This window comes from Saccharopolyspora gloriosae, assembly GCF_022828475.1.
GTDB lineage: Bacteria > Actinomycetota > Actinomycetes > Mycobacteriales > Pseudonocardiaceae > Saccharopolyspora_C > Saccharopolyspora_C gloriosae_A.
The window spans coordinates 4,915,671-4,928,311 of the sequence record NZ_CP059557.1; the positions used below are offsets into that span (position 1 = coordinate 4,915,671).

Below are 12,641 nucleotides of genomic sequence, written 5' to 3' on the forward strand. Positions count from 1 at the left end.
GGCAGCGGGAACACCCGTTCGACACCTTAACGTGCCGGGCGCCGCGAGCCCCCGCACGACACACCCGATGATCACCCGTCCGCGTGGACCGTGCCGAACCGCCCCCTCCGTGCGCTCAGGGACCGTCGACGCCGGGCGTCCAGCGTTCCGGAGCGCCGCTCTCGGTCAGCACCGGCTGGTACTCGGCGAACCCGCCCGGCGCGTCCGGCTGCCACGGGAACGTGCCGTCCGGAGCGGACACGATCAGTTGCAACGCGGGGAAATCCGCGCCCCTGTAGACGGCGAACGCGCTGCCCAGGAACTCCGGGTAGTACTGCTTGGCCACCCGTTCGAACGTGACGGGGCAGCCTTCCAGGAATCCCGCGTAGAGCCGCCCCGGCGTGAAGCGCTCACCGCCGGAAGCCCGCTGCACGTAGGTGTCCACCACCGCCTGCGCCACGTCCCGAGGCAGGCCGATCACCACGACCTCGGGCTTGCCGAAACGTCTCCACGCTCCGACGGAGAACGCGTAGGCGGCACCGGTGTCGTCCCCCGCCACGTGCATCACCGCGGCACCGTGCCGCTCCGCGGTGTCCACCAACCACTGCCGCAGCTGCTCTTCCGTCTCGGCCACAGCCGACATTCTGCCGACTCTCATCCGAACGGAGGAACCCCCGTGTGGCAGTGGCGCTCAACCCGAGCACCACCGGCGTAGCCAACTCCACCCACCCGAAGGCCGTGCCTAACGGCAAAGCCGTGCCTTCGGCGGCAAAGCCCGCAAAGGGCGGGCAAAGCCCCGCCTGCCTCGCGGCCGAAGGCCGTGCCGTTGGGCGGCGAAGCACGCCTGCCTCGCGGCCGAAGGCCGTGCCGTTGGGCGGCGAAGCACGCCTGCCTCGCGGCCGAAGGCCGTGCCTGTATGTGCGAAGCACATAGCCCACGCAAGCAAGATGACCACCGGCGGGTTCTCAGCTGTCTTCTCGCGAGGACAGCTTTTTCCCTCGTGGCGGAGCCACTAGGGAAAAAGATCCCGCAGCGAGAAGACAGCTGAGGTTCCGCCACCCGGCCACCCAACCGAAACGACCACCGGAGACAAGATCAAGTATCAAGCTCAGCCATGACTTCGTCTGAGGTGTCGAAGTTCGCGTAGACGTTCTGCACGTCGTCGCAGTCCTCCAGCGCGTCGATCAGCTTGAACACCTTCCGCGCGCCCTCGACGTCGAGCGGAACGTTCACCGACGCCAGGAAGCTCAGCTCCGAGGAGTCGTACTCGATCTCGGCCGCCTGCACCGCCTTGCGCACCTCGACCAGGTCGGTCGGCTCGCACAGCACCTCGAAGCTCTCGCCGAGGTCGTTGACCTCTTCGGCACCGGCTTCCAGCACCGCGCCGAGCACGTCGTCCTCGGTCAGCCCGTTCTTCGGCACGATCAGCACGCCGCGCCGGGAGAACATGTAGGACACCGAACCGGCGTCGGCCATCGAGCCGCCGTTGCGGGTCATCGCGGTGCGGACCTCGCCCGCCGCGCGGTTCTTGTTGTCGGTCAGGCACTCGACGAGCACCGCGACGCCGTTGGGGCCGTAGCCCTCGTACATCAGGGTCTGCCAGTCGGCGCCGCCGGCCTCTTCGCCGCCGCCGCGCTTGCGGGCGCGCTCGATGTTGTCGACCGGCACCGAGTTCTTGCGCGCCTTCTGCATGGCGTCGTAGAGCGTCGGGTTGCCGTCCGGGTCTCCCCCACCGGTGCGCGCCGCGACCTCAACGTTCTTGACGAGCTTCGCGAAGAGCTTGCCGCGCTTGGCGTCGACGGCGGCCTTCTTGTGCTTGGTGGTCGCCCACTTGGAGTGGCCGCTCATCTTTCCTCCGTCTTTCCACGCCGCGCCAGGCGAGACCGAGGCCTTCAGCCTGCGCGAACGGTGTGCACGAAATGCCGGTGCACGCGCTCGTCGCCGCGGACCAGTTCCGGGTGGAAGCTGGTGGCGAGCACGCGCCCCTGCTGAACCGCGACGATCCTACCGGCGGCGGCCTCGTCGTCTGATCCGCGCGGGGTGACCTCGGCGAGCACTTCGACTCCGGGGCCGATCCGCTCCACCCAGGGGGCGCGGATGAACACCGCGTGCACCCGTCCTTCCACGCCGGTGAAGTCGAGGTCGGCCTCGAACGAGTCGACCTGCCTGCCGAAGGCGTTGCGCCGCACGGTCATGTCCATCGCGCCGAGCGGGGTCACGCCCGCTGCCGGGTCGCCGGGAACTTCGTCGGCCAGCAGCACCATGCCCGCGCACGAGCCGTACGCGGGCAGGCCGGACGCGAGTCGTTCCCGCAGCGGCTCGAACAGCTCGAAGGAGTGCAACAACCGGCTCATGGTCGTCGACTCCCCGCCCGGCAGCACCACGCCGTGCAGGTCCGCGAGTTCCTCGGGCCTGCGCACCGGTTTGGCCACCGCGCCGCTTCGGTCGAGTGCGGCGAGGTGTTCGGCGACGCCCCCTTGCAACGCGAGGACGCCGATCACGGGTGCTGCGGTGGACACGCTTCGATTGTCGTGCACTTCTCCTGCTCCGTTCATCCCACCCCGGCCAGCCGCAGCACCGCGGTGACGGCGGCGGCGACCAGCACCACCAGTACGAACGGCGCCCCGCGGAACGCGAGCACGCCTGCCACCAGGACGCCCCCGACTCTGGCGACACCGGCGAATTCACCGGCCTCCACCGCGCCACCGGTGACGACGAAGGCGCCGAGCAGCACGGTCGCGGCGATGCCCAGCAGCCGCTCCCAACGCTCCGAGATCGTGATCCGCTTGCGCAGCAGCGGGCCGGCCAGCCGCATGGCGTAGGTCCCGGCGGCGAGCAGCAGCACGGCCCCGGGGTTCACTGCGCGACCTCCTGTTCCGGCGAGCGCCGCACCGGCAGCGCCAGGGCCACGCCGAGCAGCGCGACCATGACCGGCATCCCGTCGGGCAGCACGGGCGTGGTCACCAGCGCGAGCACCGCTCCGGCCAGCACCGCGCGCAGCGTCGGCGCGTCCCGCAGCGAGGGCACCAGCAGCGCGAGGATCGCGGCGGGCAGCGCGGCGTCCAGGCCGAACGCGTTTGGATCGCCGAGCGCCTGCCCGAGCAGGCCGCCGAGCAGCACCGACGGCACCCAGGTGATGAACAGCGCGGCACCGGTGATCCAGTAGGCGCGGCGCCGCCGAGCGTGCGTGGTCTCCGCGAGGGCGAACGCCACGGCCTCGTCGATCATCAGGTGGCTGCCGACCAGCCGGCGCCATCCGGAGCCGAGCAGGTCGCCCACGGCCAGCCCGTACGGGAAGTGCCGAGCGTTGAGCAGCAGGCCGCCCAGCACCGCCGTCGCCGGGGCCGCGCCGCCGGTGAGCAGGCCGACGAGCATGAACTCGGAGCCGCCCGCGAACACGACGGCGGCGGTGAAGGTGATCAGCCAGAGCGGCACCCCTTTGGTCACCGCGATCGCTCCCAACGAGGCTGCGACCACGGCGAGCGCGGGTATCAGCGCCGCCAGGTCCCTGATCAGCTTGTCGCTCCACAACGAGCGCATCGTTCGCCATAACGACCTCATGGTCCGTTATACTGAACAACAGCCAGAGCGTTCGTCAAATCGAACGCTATGCCCAATTGAACGAACGGTAGTCATGACCTCACCGCTGGAGATCATCTCCGCGGCGCTGCGCCGCGAACGCGACCGCGTCGGACTCACCCTGTCCGAGCTGGCCAAACGCGCCGGGGTCGCGAAATCCACGCTCTCCCAGCTCGAATCGGGCGCGGGCAACCCCAGCGTGGAGACGCTGTGGGCGCTCGCCCTCGCACTGGACGTGCCGTTCAGCAGGCTCGTCGAGCAACGCGCCCCGCAGATCCGCGTGGTGCGGGCCGGCGAGTCGATGCTGATCCGCTCGAACCACTCCCCCTTCGCCGCGGCGATGCTCTCGTCCTGCCCGAACGGCGCTCGCCGGGATCTGCACCTGATCGAGGCGCAGCCCGGCAACGCCCGCCGCGCCGACGGTCACCTCGCGGGCACCGTGGAGCACCTGCTGATCACCTCGGGCCGCCTGCGCGCCGGTCCCGAAACCGCACCCGTCGAGCTCGGCCCCGGCGACTACGCCTCGTTCTCCGGCGACGTCCCCCACACCTACGAGGCCCTCGAATTCGACACCACGGCAGTCCTGCTCATGGAACACGTGTGAGGTGACTGCCAAACCGCCCTTCACCGGCCAAAGGGGGCATCGGCTCCACGGACGCCACCCGGGTGAACACCCCGTTCGACCGGCCTCGCCAGGCGAAGGTGGCGTTCACCCCGGACGGCGTCACCAGCCGCGCTGGGCGTAGCGCTGGTCGGCGGGCAGCGACTCGACGTTGAGGCCCACCATCGCGTCGCCGAGGCCGCGGGAGACCTTCGCGATGACGTCCGGATCGTCGTAGAAGGTGGTGGCCTTGACGATCGCCTCGGCGCGCTTGGCCGGGTCGCCGGACTTGAAGATGCCGGAGCCGACGAACACGCCCTCGGCACCTAGCCGGCGCATCATCGCCGCGTCCGCCGGAGTGGCCAGTCCACCGGCGGTGAACAGCACGACCGGCAGCTTGCCCGCGGCCGCGACCTCCTTGACCAGCGCGACGGGAGCGCGGAGCTCCTTGGCCGCCGCGTACAGCTCCTCACCGTCGAGCCCGCCGAGCCGCCGGATCTCGGCACGGATGGAGCGCATGTGCCGGGTCGCCTCGACGACGTTGCCGGTGCCCGCCTCGCCCTTGGAGCGGATCATCGCGGCACCTTCGGAGATGCGGCGCAGCGCTTCGCCGAGGTTGGTGGCGCCGCAGACGAACGGCGCGGTGAACGCCCACTTGTCGATGTGCAGCGCCTCGTCGGCGGGAGTGAGCACCTCGGACTCATCGATGTAGTCGACGCCGAGCGATTGCAGCACCTGGGCTTCGACGAAGTGCCCGATGCGCGCCTTGGCCATCACGGGGATGGAGACGGCCTCGACGATGCCGTCGATCATGTCCGGGTCGGACATGCGGGCGACGCCGCCCTGCACCCGAATGTCGGCGGGCACCCGTTCGAGGGCCATCACGGCGACCGCCCCGGCGGCTTCGGCGATCTTCGCTTGCTCCGGGGTCACCACGTCCATGATCACCCCGCCTTTGAGCATTTCCGCCATGCCCCGCTTCACTCCGTCGGTGCCGGTGGCCTGCGTGGTGGCTGCGGTGTCGGTCAACGTCTGCCTTCCCTCGGGTCCGGGTGCGGCGGTCGAGCGCCGCGTGCACCGTCGACGGTAGGCGCGAACTGGACCACTTCCACGGTCCACTTCACCGGTTTCCCAGTAGTCCACTTCGTGCTCGGCCGGGCGTCGTCCGTGGTGAACGGCATTGCACGCACTGTCACTCGGGTGTGTGATCGGTGACACACAACCACGTCCGAGGGGGCAGCGATGGGCAACAAGCAGAACGTTCCGGGGGTGCAGGCCGCGCCCGCTCCCACCGATCCGAGCACGATCCGCAACGTCGTCCTGGTCGGCCCGTCGGCCGCGGGCAAGACCACGCTGGTGGAGGCGTTGCTGACCGCGACCGGCACCATTCCGCGCAACGGCTCGGTCGTGGAGGGCACCACGGTGTGCGATCACGACAGCGCCGCCATCGAGCAGCAGCGTTCGGTCGCGCTTTCGGTGGCACCGATGCGCCACGACGAGCACAAGATCAACCTCATCGATACGCCCGGCTACGCCGATTTCATCGGTGAGCTGCGAGCCGGCCTGCGCGCGGCGGACGCGGCGCTGTTCGTGGTGGCCGCCGCCGAAGGAGTCGACGCCGCCACCCGAGCCATCTGGCACGAGTGCGCTCGGGTCGACATGCCGCGTGCCGTGGTGCTGTCCCGGCTGGACCAGCACCGGGCTGATCCGGATGCCGCACTGGAGTCGTGCCGGGAAGCGTTCGGGGCCGGTGTGCTGCCGCTGTACCTGCCGCTGCGCGGGTCGGACGGCACGACCACCGGCCTGGTCGGGGTGCTCACCGGCACCGTTTCGGGCACCGGCGCCGCACGCGGCTTCGAACGGGAACGCGCCGAGCTCATCGAGGCGATCATCGCCGAGAACGAAGACGAATCCCTGATGGACCGCTACCTCGAAGGCGAGCGCATCGAGGAGGCGACACTGATCAGCGACTTGGAGACCGCCGTGTCCCGCGGCGGCCTGCACCCGGTGCTGCCGGTGTGCGCCGCCACGGAACTGGGCCTGCCGGAGCTGCTCGACGGCCTGGTCCGCGGCTTCCCGTCACCGCTGGAACATCCGGCCCCGGAGTTCACCGACCCGCGCGGCCGGGACCCGCGCCGACTCGGCCCGGACCCGACCGGCCCGCTGGCCGCGGAGGTGGTGCACACCTCCGTCGACTCCTACGTGGGCCGGGTTTCGCTGGCCAGGGTGTTCTCCGGGACGTTGCTGCCGGAGCGGGCGGTGCACGTGTCCGGGCACGGCATGGCCGAACGCGGGCATCCGGATCATGACGAGGATGAGCGGGTCGCGCACCTGTACTCGCCGCTGGGCTCGGGCCTGCGGGAGGTGTCGCGGTGCGTGGCGGGCGACCTGTGCGCGCTGACGAAGCTCGGTTCGGCCGAAACGGGCGACACGTTGTCCGATCCGGCACGTCCGCTGCTGCTGTCGCCGTGGCCGATGCCGGAGCCGCTGCTGCCGATCGCCGTCACCGCGCACAACCGCAGCGACGAGGACGGGCTGGCGCGCAACCTGAACCGGCTCATCGCCGCCGATCCGAGCCTGCGGATGGAGAAGGACGCCGAGACGCATCAGCTGGTGCTGTGGTGCATGGGCGAGGCGCACGCCGACGTCGTGCTGCAACGGCTGCGCGAGGGCGGCGCGGAGGTCGACACCGAGCCGGTGCGGGTGGCGCTGCGCCAGACGTTCCGGCAGGCCGCGAAGGGCCACGGCAAGCACGTGAAGCAGTCCGGCGGCCACGGCCAGTACGCGGTGTGCGACATCGAGGTGGAGCCCGCGCCACGCGGCACCGGCATCGAGTTCGCCGATCGCGTGGTGGGCGGCGCCATCCCGAAGCCGTTCATCGCGAGCGTGGAGAAGGGAATCCGGGCGCAGGTGGAACGCGGCCTGGCCGACGGGATTCCGGTGGTGGACCTGAAGGTCACGCTGGTCGACGGCAAGGCGCACAGCGTGGATTCCTCGGACGCGGCGTTCCAGACCGCCGGTGCGCTCGCGTTGCGCGCGGCCGCCGAGCAGGCCGGGCTGGTGACGCTGGAGCCGGTGGACGCCGTCTCGGTGTTCATCCCGGACGAGCACCTGGGCGTGATCCTGGGCGACCTGTCCAGCCGCCGCGGCAAGGTCGTCGGCACCGAACCGGACGACTCGGGCTGGACCGTGGTGCGCGCCCACGTGCCTTCCAGCGAACTGGTCCGCTATTCGATCAACATCCGCTCCCTGACGTCCGGCAGCGCCTCGTTCAGCCGCACCTTCGGCCACTACGACGCCATGCCCACCTGACCGAGTGATCCACTCCCGTTCCGAGGTGAGTGAACGGACCGTTCGCCCAATCTGCTTGGACGAACGGTCCGTTCACTCCGCCGGGAGGTGCCGCGAGCGGTGTCAGCGCACGAGGCCGGGACCGGTATCGCCACTGATTGGGCAAGATCACCGATGTTTGCGCGGTGCTCGCCCACGGACGGGACGTGGTCGACCGAAGACGCAGGAGCGTCCGGGCTCGTTCTGCCAAGCGGACTTCCCGCTTGACGTCCGCGTCTCGGCACAGCGGTTCGGACCGCCGCTGGATCTTCTCACCGGCGGGAAGCGTTCCGCCGCGGTGAGCTGGAAGACCGCGCCCGCACCAGAGATCACCAGCGCGGAGCACGCGGAATTCACCGCGATCTTCGACGGCCGGCCGGGCTCGCGGTGTTCGGACTCAACGGCACGACCGATCATCGGCGTGCGCCGGTCACTCCGCTGCTGCCTCCTCCACCGGTGGTGGGGTCGAGCGGTCCGCGGCGGGTTGGATGTTGAGCTGGAGCTGCGGGTTCAGGGCGTAGGCGGCGGCCTGGTCCGGGGTGAGGCGGTCGGCGATCAGGCCCCACGGGACCTTGCCGCCGGAGGACGGGTAGCGCATCCACACCGCGTATCCGGTGGCATCGGTGAGCCGGGACGTGACGAGTGCGACCGGGTCGGCGGCGGACTCGGATTCGGCGGCGTCGATGTCCCACAGCGCGGTCTCGCGGAAGATCTCCACGGTTTCGGCGGACACCGCCGAGGCGAGGGGGAACCAATCGTACTGCCCGCTCGCCCACGCCCGAATGCGAACGTCGTAGCCCGTCGACCCCACTGAGCCACCTTCCTCACCGACGAACACCTGCGGCGAGCAGCCTATCCAGCGCTCCGCCCGCACCCCGCGACGCCCCGGCCGAGGTCAATTCCTCATTCGCCCGGCAGCATCAGGTCAACCGAGCACACCCGGTGCCTCCGGTGAAGTCTCCTTCGACCGGTGGGCCGGGCGAAGAACGCGTTCGCCTGACGGCTACGAGGAGCCGGCGCCCGCCTGATCCGCGGCGCGTAGGCGTTGGACGATGGTGAGCGCCGAGAGGACCGCCAGCACCCACACCGCGATGTCCAGCACGTACGGCAGGCCGAGGCCGTGCAGGCCGGTACCGACGAGGACGAGCACGAAGCGCTCGGCGCGTTCGGCCAGGCCGCCGTCCGCACTGAGCCCGTTCGCTTCGGCACGCGCCTTCACGTACGAGGTGACCTGCGCGCCCACCAGGCAGATCAGCAGCCCGAACCCGAGCACCCGATCTTCGGCGACGACGAGCGCCCACCACACCAGCGAGCCGAACAGGGCTCCGTCGGCGATGCGGTCACAGCTCGCGTCGAGCACGCCGCCGAACGTGGAGGACTTGCCGCCGGCCCGCGCCATCGCGCCGTCGAGGACGTCGAACAGCAGGAACACGGTGACCACGACGGTGCCGACGAACAGCTCGCCGCGCGGGAAGAACCAGAGCGCGGAGGCGACGCCGGCGACCGTGCCGATGATCGTCACCATGTTGGGCGTGAGGCCGAGGCGGACCAACGCGGCGCCGAGCGGGTGCGTCCAGCGGGAGATCGAAGCCCGCGCGAAGATGTTCAGCATCGCCTGTTCTGTCAGCCGCCTTGCGCACCGGGTTCGCGGTGCCTGGTCCACTCGCAGAGTATCCGGAACCGCCGCGGTGGCCGGACGGCAGGCGACCCGCCCCGAATCAGGTGAATTGGGTCACAGCTGGAATGGTTGAAGCTTCAACACCGTTAGCCGAAACGGAAACCCTTCCGCATCTGCTTCAGGAGACGAAGTCTATGAGCACCGCGACCACGATCCCCGGTTACGTCGTCGGCACCTGGGACATCGACAGCGTGCACTCCGACATCGAGTTCACCCTGCGCCACCTCGGTGTCGGGCGCTCCCGCGGCCGCTTCGACGGCTTCAGCGGTGAGATCGTCACCGCCGAGAACCCCCTGGAGTCCTCGGTCACCGCGAACATCGACCCCGCCACGATCAACACCGGCAACGGCGACCGTGACGCGCACGTGCGCAACAGCGACTTCCTCGACGTCGAGAAGTTCCCGACCGCGGGCTTCCGCTCCACCGGCATCCGCCAGGACGGCAGCGACTACATCATCGACGGCGAGTTCACCCTGCACGGCGTGACCAAGCCCGTCTCCCTGGAGGCCGAGCTCGGCGGCTTCGCCGACAACGGCCAGGGCGGCAAGCTCGTCGGCATCTCCGCGTCCACCACGATCAACCGCACCGACTTCGGCGTCGGCCCTGAGGGCAGCGCCATGCTGGGCGAGAAGGTGAAGATCACCCTGGAGATCGAGGCTCACCTCCGCGACTGAGCACGGAGACCACGAAGGCCGAGGACAGCACGTCCTCGGCCTTCGTCATGTTCAGCTCAGCGGTACCAGGCAAGCTCAGCCCCGCCAGGCCTCCGCGAGTAACCGGCGGGTGTCGCCGAGCAGTTGCGGCAGGACCTTCGTGTGCCCGATGACGGGCATGAAGTTCGCGTCGCCGCCCCACCGCGGCACCACGTGCTGGTGCAGGTGCGCCGCGATGCCCGCGCCCGCCACCGGCCCCTGGTTGAGGCCGATGTTGAACCCGTGCGGCGCGGACACCTCGCGGATCACCCGCATCGCGCGCTTCGTGAACACCGCGACGGCCGTGGTCTCCGCCTCGGTGAGCTCGGTGTAGTCGGCGACGTGCCGGTACGGCAGCACCATCAGGTGGCCGGGGTTGTACGGGTACAGGTTGAGGATCGCGAAGACCAGCTCGTCGCGGGCCACGATCAGCGTTTCCTCGTCCGGCAGGCTTGAATCCAGCAGCCGGCAGAACGGGCAGCCTTCGCTGGCCTCGCCCTCCGGCTTGTTCTCGCCCTGGATGTAGGCCATCCGATGCGGGGTCCACAACCGTTGCAGCGCGTCCGGCACACCGGTGCCGCGCTGCTCCGAGAACTGGACCCCGCTGTCGTCGAAGGGCCTGTCGCCGAAAGGGCTGTCGCCGACCGTCACGCCGTCTCCGTCTCGCCCGCCAGTTCCGCCTGGAAGATCTCCGCGGTCGGCGAGGCGTTCTCCCTGCGCTCGACCCAGCGGCCCAGCGCGGACACCGCGTCCGCCACCGGCACCCCGTTGATCTGCGTGCCGTCGCGGAAGCGGAAGGACACCGCGCCGGCCTCCACGTCCTTGCCACCGGCCAGCAGCAGGAACGGCACCTTCTGCGTGGTGTGGGTGCGGATCTTCTTCTGCATCCGGTCGTCGCCGTGGTCCACCTCGGCGCGGATCCCCTTGGCACGCAACGCCTTCACCACGTCTTGGAGGTGCTCGGCGTGCTCGTCGGCGATCGGGATGCCCACGGCCTGCACCGGCGAGAGCCACGCCGGGAACGCTCCCGCGTAGTGCTCGGTGAGCACGCCGAAGAACCGCTCGATGGAGCCGAACAGCGCCCGGTGGATCTTGATGGGCCGCTGCTTGGTGCCGTCCGGCCCGGTGTACTCCAGGTCGAACCGCTCCGGCAGGTGGTAGTCGACCTGGATGGTCGACATCTGCCAGCTGCGGCCCAGCGCGTCCTTGGCCTGCACGGAGACCTTCGGCCCGTAGAACGCGGCGCCGCCCGGGTCCGGCACCAGCTCCAGGCCGGAGGACTCGGCGGCCTCGCGCAGCGCCTCGGTGGCCACCCGCCAGCTCTCGTCGTCGCCGACGTACTTCTCCTCGTTGCGGGTGGACAGCTCCAGGTAGAAGTCCTCCAGCCCGTAGTCGCGCAGCAGGTCCAGCACGAACGACAGCAGCGACTTCAGCTCGTCCTGCAGCTGGTCCGGCATGCAGTAGATGTGCGCGTCGTCCTGCGTCATGCCGCGCACCCGGGTCAGGCCGTGCACCACCCCGGACTTCTCGTAGCGGTACACCGAGCCGAACTCGAACAGCCGCAGCGGCAGCTCCCGGTAGGACCGGCCGCGCGAACGGAAGATCAAGTTGTGGAACGGGCAGTTCATCGGCTTCAGGTAGTAGTCCTGGCCCGCCTTGCGCACCGCCCCGTTCTCGTCGAGCTCCTCGTCGAGGTGCATCGCCGGGAACATGCCGTCCTTGTACCAGTCCAGGTGCCCGGAGGTCTCGAACAGCGTGCTCTTGGTGATGTGCGGGGTGTTCACGAACTCGTAGTCGGCGGCCTCGTGGCGGCGCCGCGAGTAGTCCTCCAGCTCGCGCCGGATGATGCCGCCCTTGGGGTGGAACACCGGCAGCCCGGAACCGACCTCCTCGGGAAACGAGAACAGGTCGAGCTCGGCGCCGAGCCTGCGGTGGTCCCGGCGCTCGGCCTCCGCGAGCCACTCCAGGTGCTCGGCCATCGCCTCCTTGGACTCCCAGGCGGTGCCGTAAACGCGCTGCAGCTGCTGGTTGCTCTGGTCACCGCGCCAGTAGGCGGCGGCGACGCGGGTCAGCTTGAACGCGGGGATGAACTTGGTGTGCGGCACGTGCGGGCCACGGCACAGGTCGCCCCACACGACCTCGCCGTGGCGGTCGATGTTGTCGTAGACGGTGAGATCACCGGCGCCGACCTCCATGACCTCGCTGGTGTCGACCTCGTCCGCACCGGACTTGAGGTCGACCAGCTCCAGCTTGTACGGCTCGGCGGCCAGCTCCTCACGGGCGGCCTCCACCGAGTCCACGCGGCGGCGGGCGAACTTCTGCCCGGACTTGATGAGCTGCTTCATGCGCTTCTCCAGCGCCTGCAGGTCCTCCGGGGTGAACGGGCGGTCCACGTCGAAGTCGTAGTAGAAGCCGTCCTTGACCGGCGGGCCGATGCCGAGCTTCGCGTCGGGGAACTGCTGCTGCACGGCCTGCGCCAGCAAGTGCGCCGCGGAGTGCCGGATGACGCTGCGCCCCGCCTCGGTGTCGGCGGCGACGGGCTCGACCTCCACGTCGGATTCGGGCACCCACGCCAGGTCGCGCAGTTCGCCGTCCTCGTCGCGGACCACGACGATCGCCTGCGCGCCCTGCCCGGGCAGGCCCGCCTCGGCCACGGCGGCGGCAGCGGTTGTGCCCGCCGGGACCTTCACCCTGGTGACCTGCTGGGCTTCGGACGGCTGAACGGACACGAGTACTCCTTGCGAAGGATGATCGCCGACGGGCGACCGGCGAATACAGTTGG

At 70.0% G+C, this 12,641-nt stretch carries 13 protein-coding genes; 3 read left to right on the forward strand and 10 right to left on the reverse strand.

Annotated elements, in window-relative coordinates; translation table 11 throughout:
• Positions 1-115: 115 nt before the first annotated feature.
• The 5 genes from H2Q94_RS21330 to H2Q94_RS21350 form a co-directional block, all read right to left on the reverse strand.
• Positions 116-622: a DUF4262 domain-containing protein gene (locus H2Q94_RS21330; protein WP_243788969.1), complete on the reverse strand. Its 507-nt coding sequence runs from the start codon at positions 620-622 to the stop codon at positions 116-118.
• Positions 623-1,074: 452 nt separating this feature from the next.
• Positions 1,075-1,827 carry a YebC/PmpR family DNA-binding transcriptional regulator gene (locus H2Q94_RS21335; protein WP_243788970.1) on the reverse strand — a complete coding sequence of 251 codons (753 nt, stop codon included), beginning with the start codon at positions 1,825-1,827 and terminating at the stop codon, positions 1,075-1,077.
• A gap of 44 nt (positions 1,828-1,871) precedes the next feature.
• Positions 1,872-2,534 (reverse strand): pyridoxal 5'-phosphate synthase glutaminase subunit PdxT, encoded by a 663-nt coding sequence (gene pdxT / locus H2Q94_RS21340; protein WP_243788971.1) that lies wholly within the window; start codon positions 2,532-2,534, stop codon positions 1,872-1,874.
• Entirely contained in the window at positions 2,531-2,839 is a 309-nt protein-coding gene (locus tag H2Q94_RS21345; protein ID WP_258718620.1) for an AzlD domain-containing protein, read from the reverse strand. Before H2Q94_RS21345 ends, pdxT begins: the two co-directional genes overlap by 4 nt.
• On the reverse strand, positions 2,836-3,540 hold the full coding sequence (locus H2Q94_RS21350; protein ID WP_243788972.1) for an AzlC family ABC transporter permease: 705 nt from the start codon (positions 3,538-3,540) through the stop codon (positions 2,836-2,838). The genes H2Q94_RS21345 and H2Q94_RS21350 overlap by 4 nt, the downstream gene beginning before the upstream one ends.
• A 73-nt stretch (positions 3,541-3,613) precedes the next feature.
• On the opposite strand from H2Q94_RS21350, the gene H2Q94_RS21355 reads away from it, so the two are divergent.
• Positions 3,614-4,162, forward strand: a complete 549-nt coding sequence (locus H2Q94_RS21355; protein ID WP_243788973.1) for a helix-turn-helix domain-containing protein — start codon at positions 3,614-3,616, stop codon at positions 4,160-4,162.
• Positions 4,163-4,282: 120 nt separating this feature from the next.
• Here the strand turns inward: H2Q94_RS21355 and pdxS are convergent, their stop codons facing one another.
• A complete protein-coding gene (gene pdxS, locus H2Q94_RS21360; RefSeq protein ID WP_258718621.1) occupies positions 4,283-5,188 on the reverse strand; it encodes a pyridoxal 5'-phosphate synthase lyase subunit PdxS in 906 nt (301 codons plus the stop codon).
• Positions 5,189-5,401: 213 nt separating this feature from the next.
• Here pdxS and H2Q94_RS21365 point away from each other — a divergent pair, with 213 nt between their 5' ends.
• On the forward strand, positions 5,402-7,471 hold the full coding sequence (locus H2Q94_RS21365; protein WP_243788974.1) for an elongation factor G-like protein EF-G2: 2,070 nt from the start codon (positions 5,402-5,404) through the stop codon (positions 7,469-7,471).
• Between the two features lie 448 nt (positions 7,472-7,919).
• Here the strand turns inward: H2Q94_RS21365 and H2Q94_RS21370 are convergent, their stop codons facing one another.
• Together H2Q94_RS21370 and pgsA are read right to left on the reverse strand one after the other, a co-directional pair.
• Entirely contained in the window at positions 7,920-8,300 is a 381-nt protein-coding gene (locus H2Q94_RS21370) for a hypothetical protein (protein WP_243788975.1), read from the reverse strand.
• A 192-nt stretch (positions 8,301-8,492) separates the two neighbouring features.
• On the reverse strand, positions 8,493-9,101 hold the full coding sequence (gene pgsA, locus H2Q94_RS21375) for a phosphatidylinositol phosphate synthase (RefSeq protein WP_243788976.1): 609 nt from the start codon (positions 9,099-9,101) through the stop codon (positions 8,493-8,495).
• Positions 9,102-9,301: 200 nt separating this feature from the next.
• Here pgsA and H2Q94_RS21380 point away from each other — a divergent pair, with 200 nt between their 5' ends.
• Entirely contained in the window at positions 9,302-9,841 is a 540-nt protein-coding gene (locus H2Q94_RS21380; RefSeq protein WP_243788977.1) for a YceI family protein, read from the forward strand.
• Between the two features lie 75 nt (positions 9,842-9,916).
• Here the strand turns inward: H2Q94_RS21380 and H2Q94_RS21385 are convergent, their stop codons facing one another.
• Together H2Q94_RS21385 and thrS are read right to left on the reverse strand one after the other, a co-directional pair.
• Positions 9,917-10,510, reverse strand: a complete 594-nt coding sequence (locus tag H2Q94_RS21385) for an HIT family protein (RefSeq protein ID WP_309501053.1) — start codon at positions 10,508-10,510, stop codon at positions 9,917-9,919.
• A complete protein-coding gene (gene thrS, locus H2Q94_RS21390; protein WP_243795834.1) occupies positions 10,507-12,549 on the reverse strand; it encodes a threonine--tRNA ligase in 2,043 nt (680 codons plus the stop codon). The genes H2Q94_RS21385 and thrS overlap by 4 nt, the downstream gene beginning before the upstream one ends.
• Between the last annotated feature and the right edge of the window lie 92 nt (positions 12,550-12,641).

Excerpts from the sequence above, each read along its gene's own strand:
- H2Q94_RS21330 (WP_243788969.1), bottom strand. The coding sequence starts at position 622 with ATGTCGGCTGTGGCCGAGACGGAAGAGCAGCTGCGGCAGTGGTTGGTG.
- H2Q94_RS21335 (WP_243788970.1), bottom strand. The coding sequence starts at position 1,827 with ATGAGCGGCCACTCCAAGTGGGCGACCACCAAGCACAAGAAGGCCGCC.
- pdxT (WP_243788971.1), bottom strand. The coding sequence starts at position 2,534 with ATGAACGGAGCAGGAGAAGTGCACGACAATCGAAGCGTGTCCACCGCA.
- H2Q94_RS21350 (WP_243788972.1), bottom strand. The coding sequence starts at position 3,540 with ATGAGGTCGTTATGGCGAACGATGCGCTCGTTGTGGAGCGACAAGCTG.
- H2Q94_RS21355 (WP_243788973.1), top strand. The coding sequence starts at position 3,614 with ATGACCTCACCGCTGGAGATCATCTCCGCGGCGCTGCGCCGCGAACGC.
- H2Q94_RS21365 (WP_243788974.1), top strand. The coding sequence starts at position 5,402 with ATGGGCAACAAGCAGAACGTTCCGGGGGTGCAGGCCGCGCCCGCTCCC.
- pgsA (WP_243788976.1), bottom strand. The coding sequence starts at position 9,101 with ATGCTGAACATCTTCGCGCGGGCTTCGATCTCCCGCTGGACGCACCCG.
- H2Q94_RS21380 (WP_243788977.1), top strand. The coding sequence starts at position 9,302 with ATGAGCACCGCGACCACGATCCCCGGTTACGTCGTCGGCACCTGGGAC.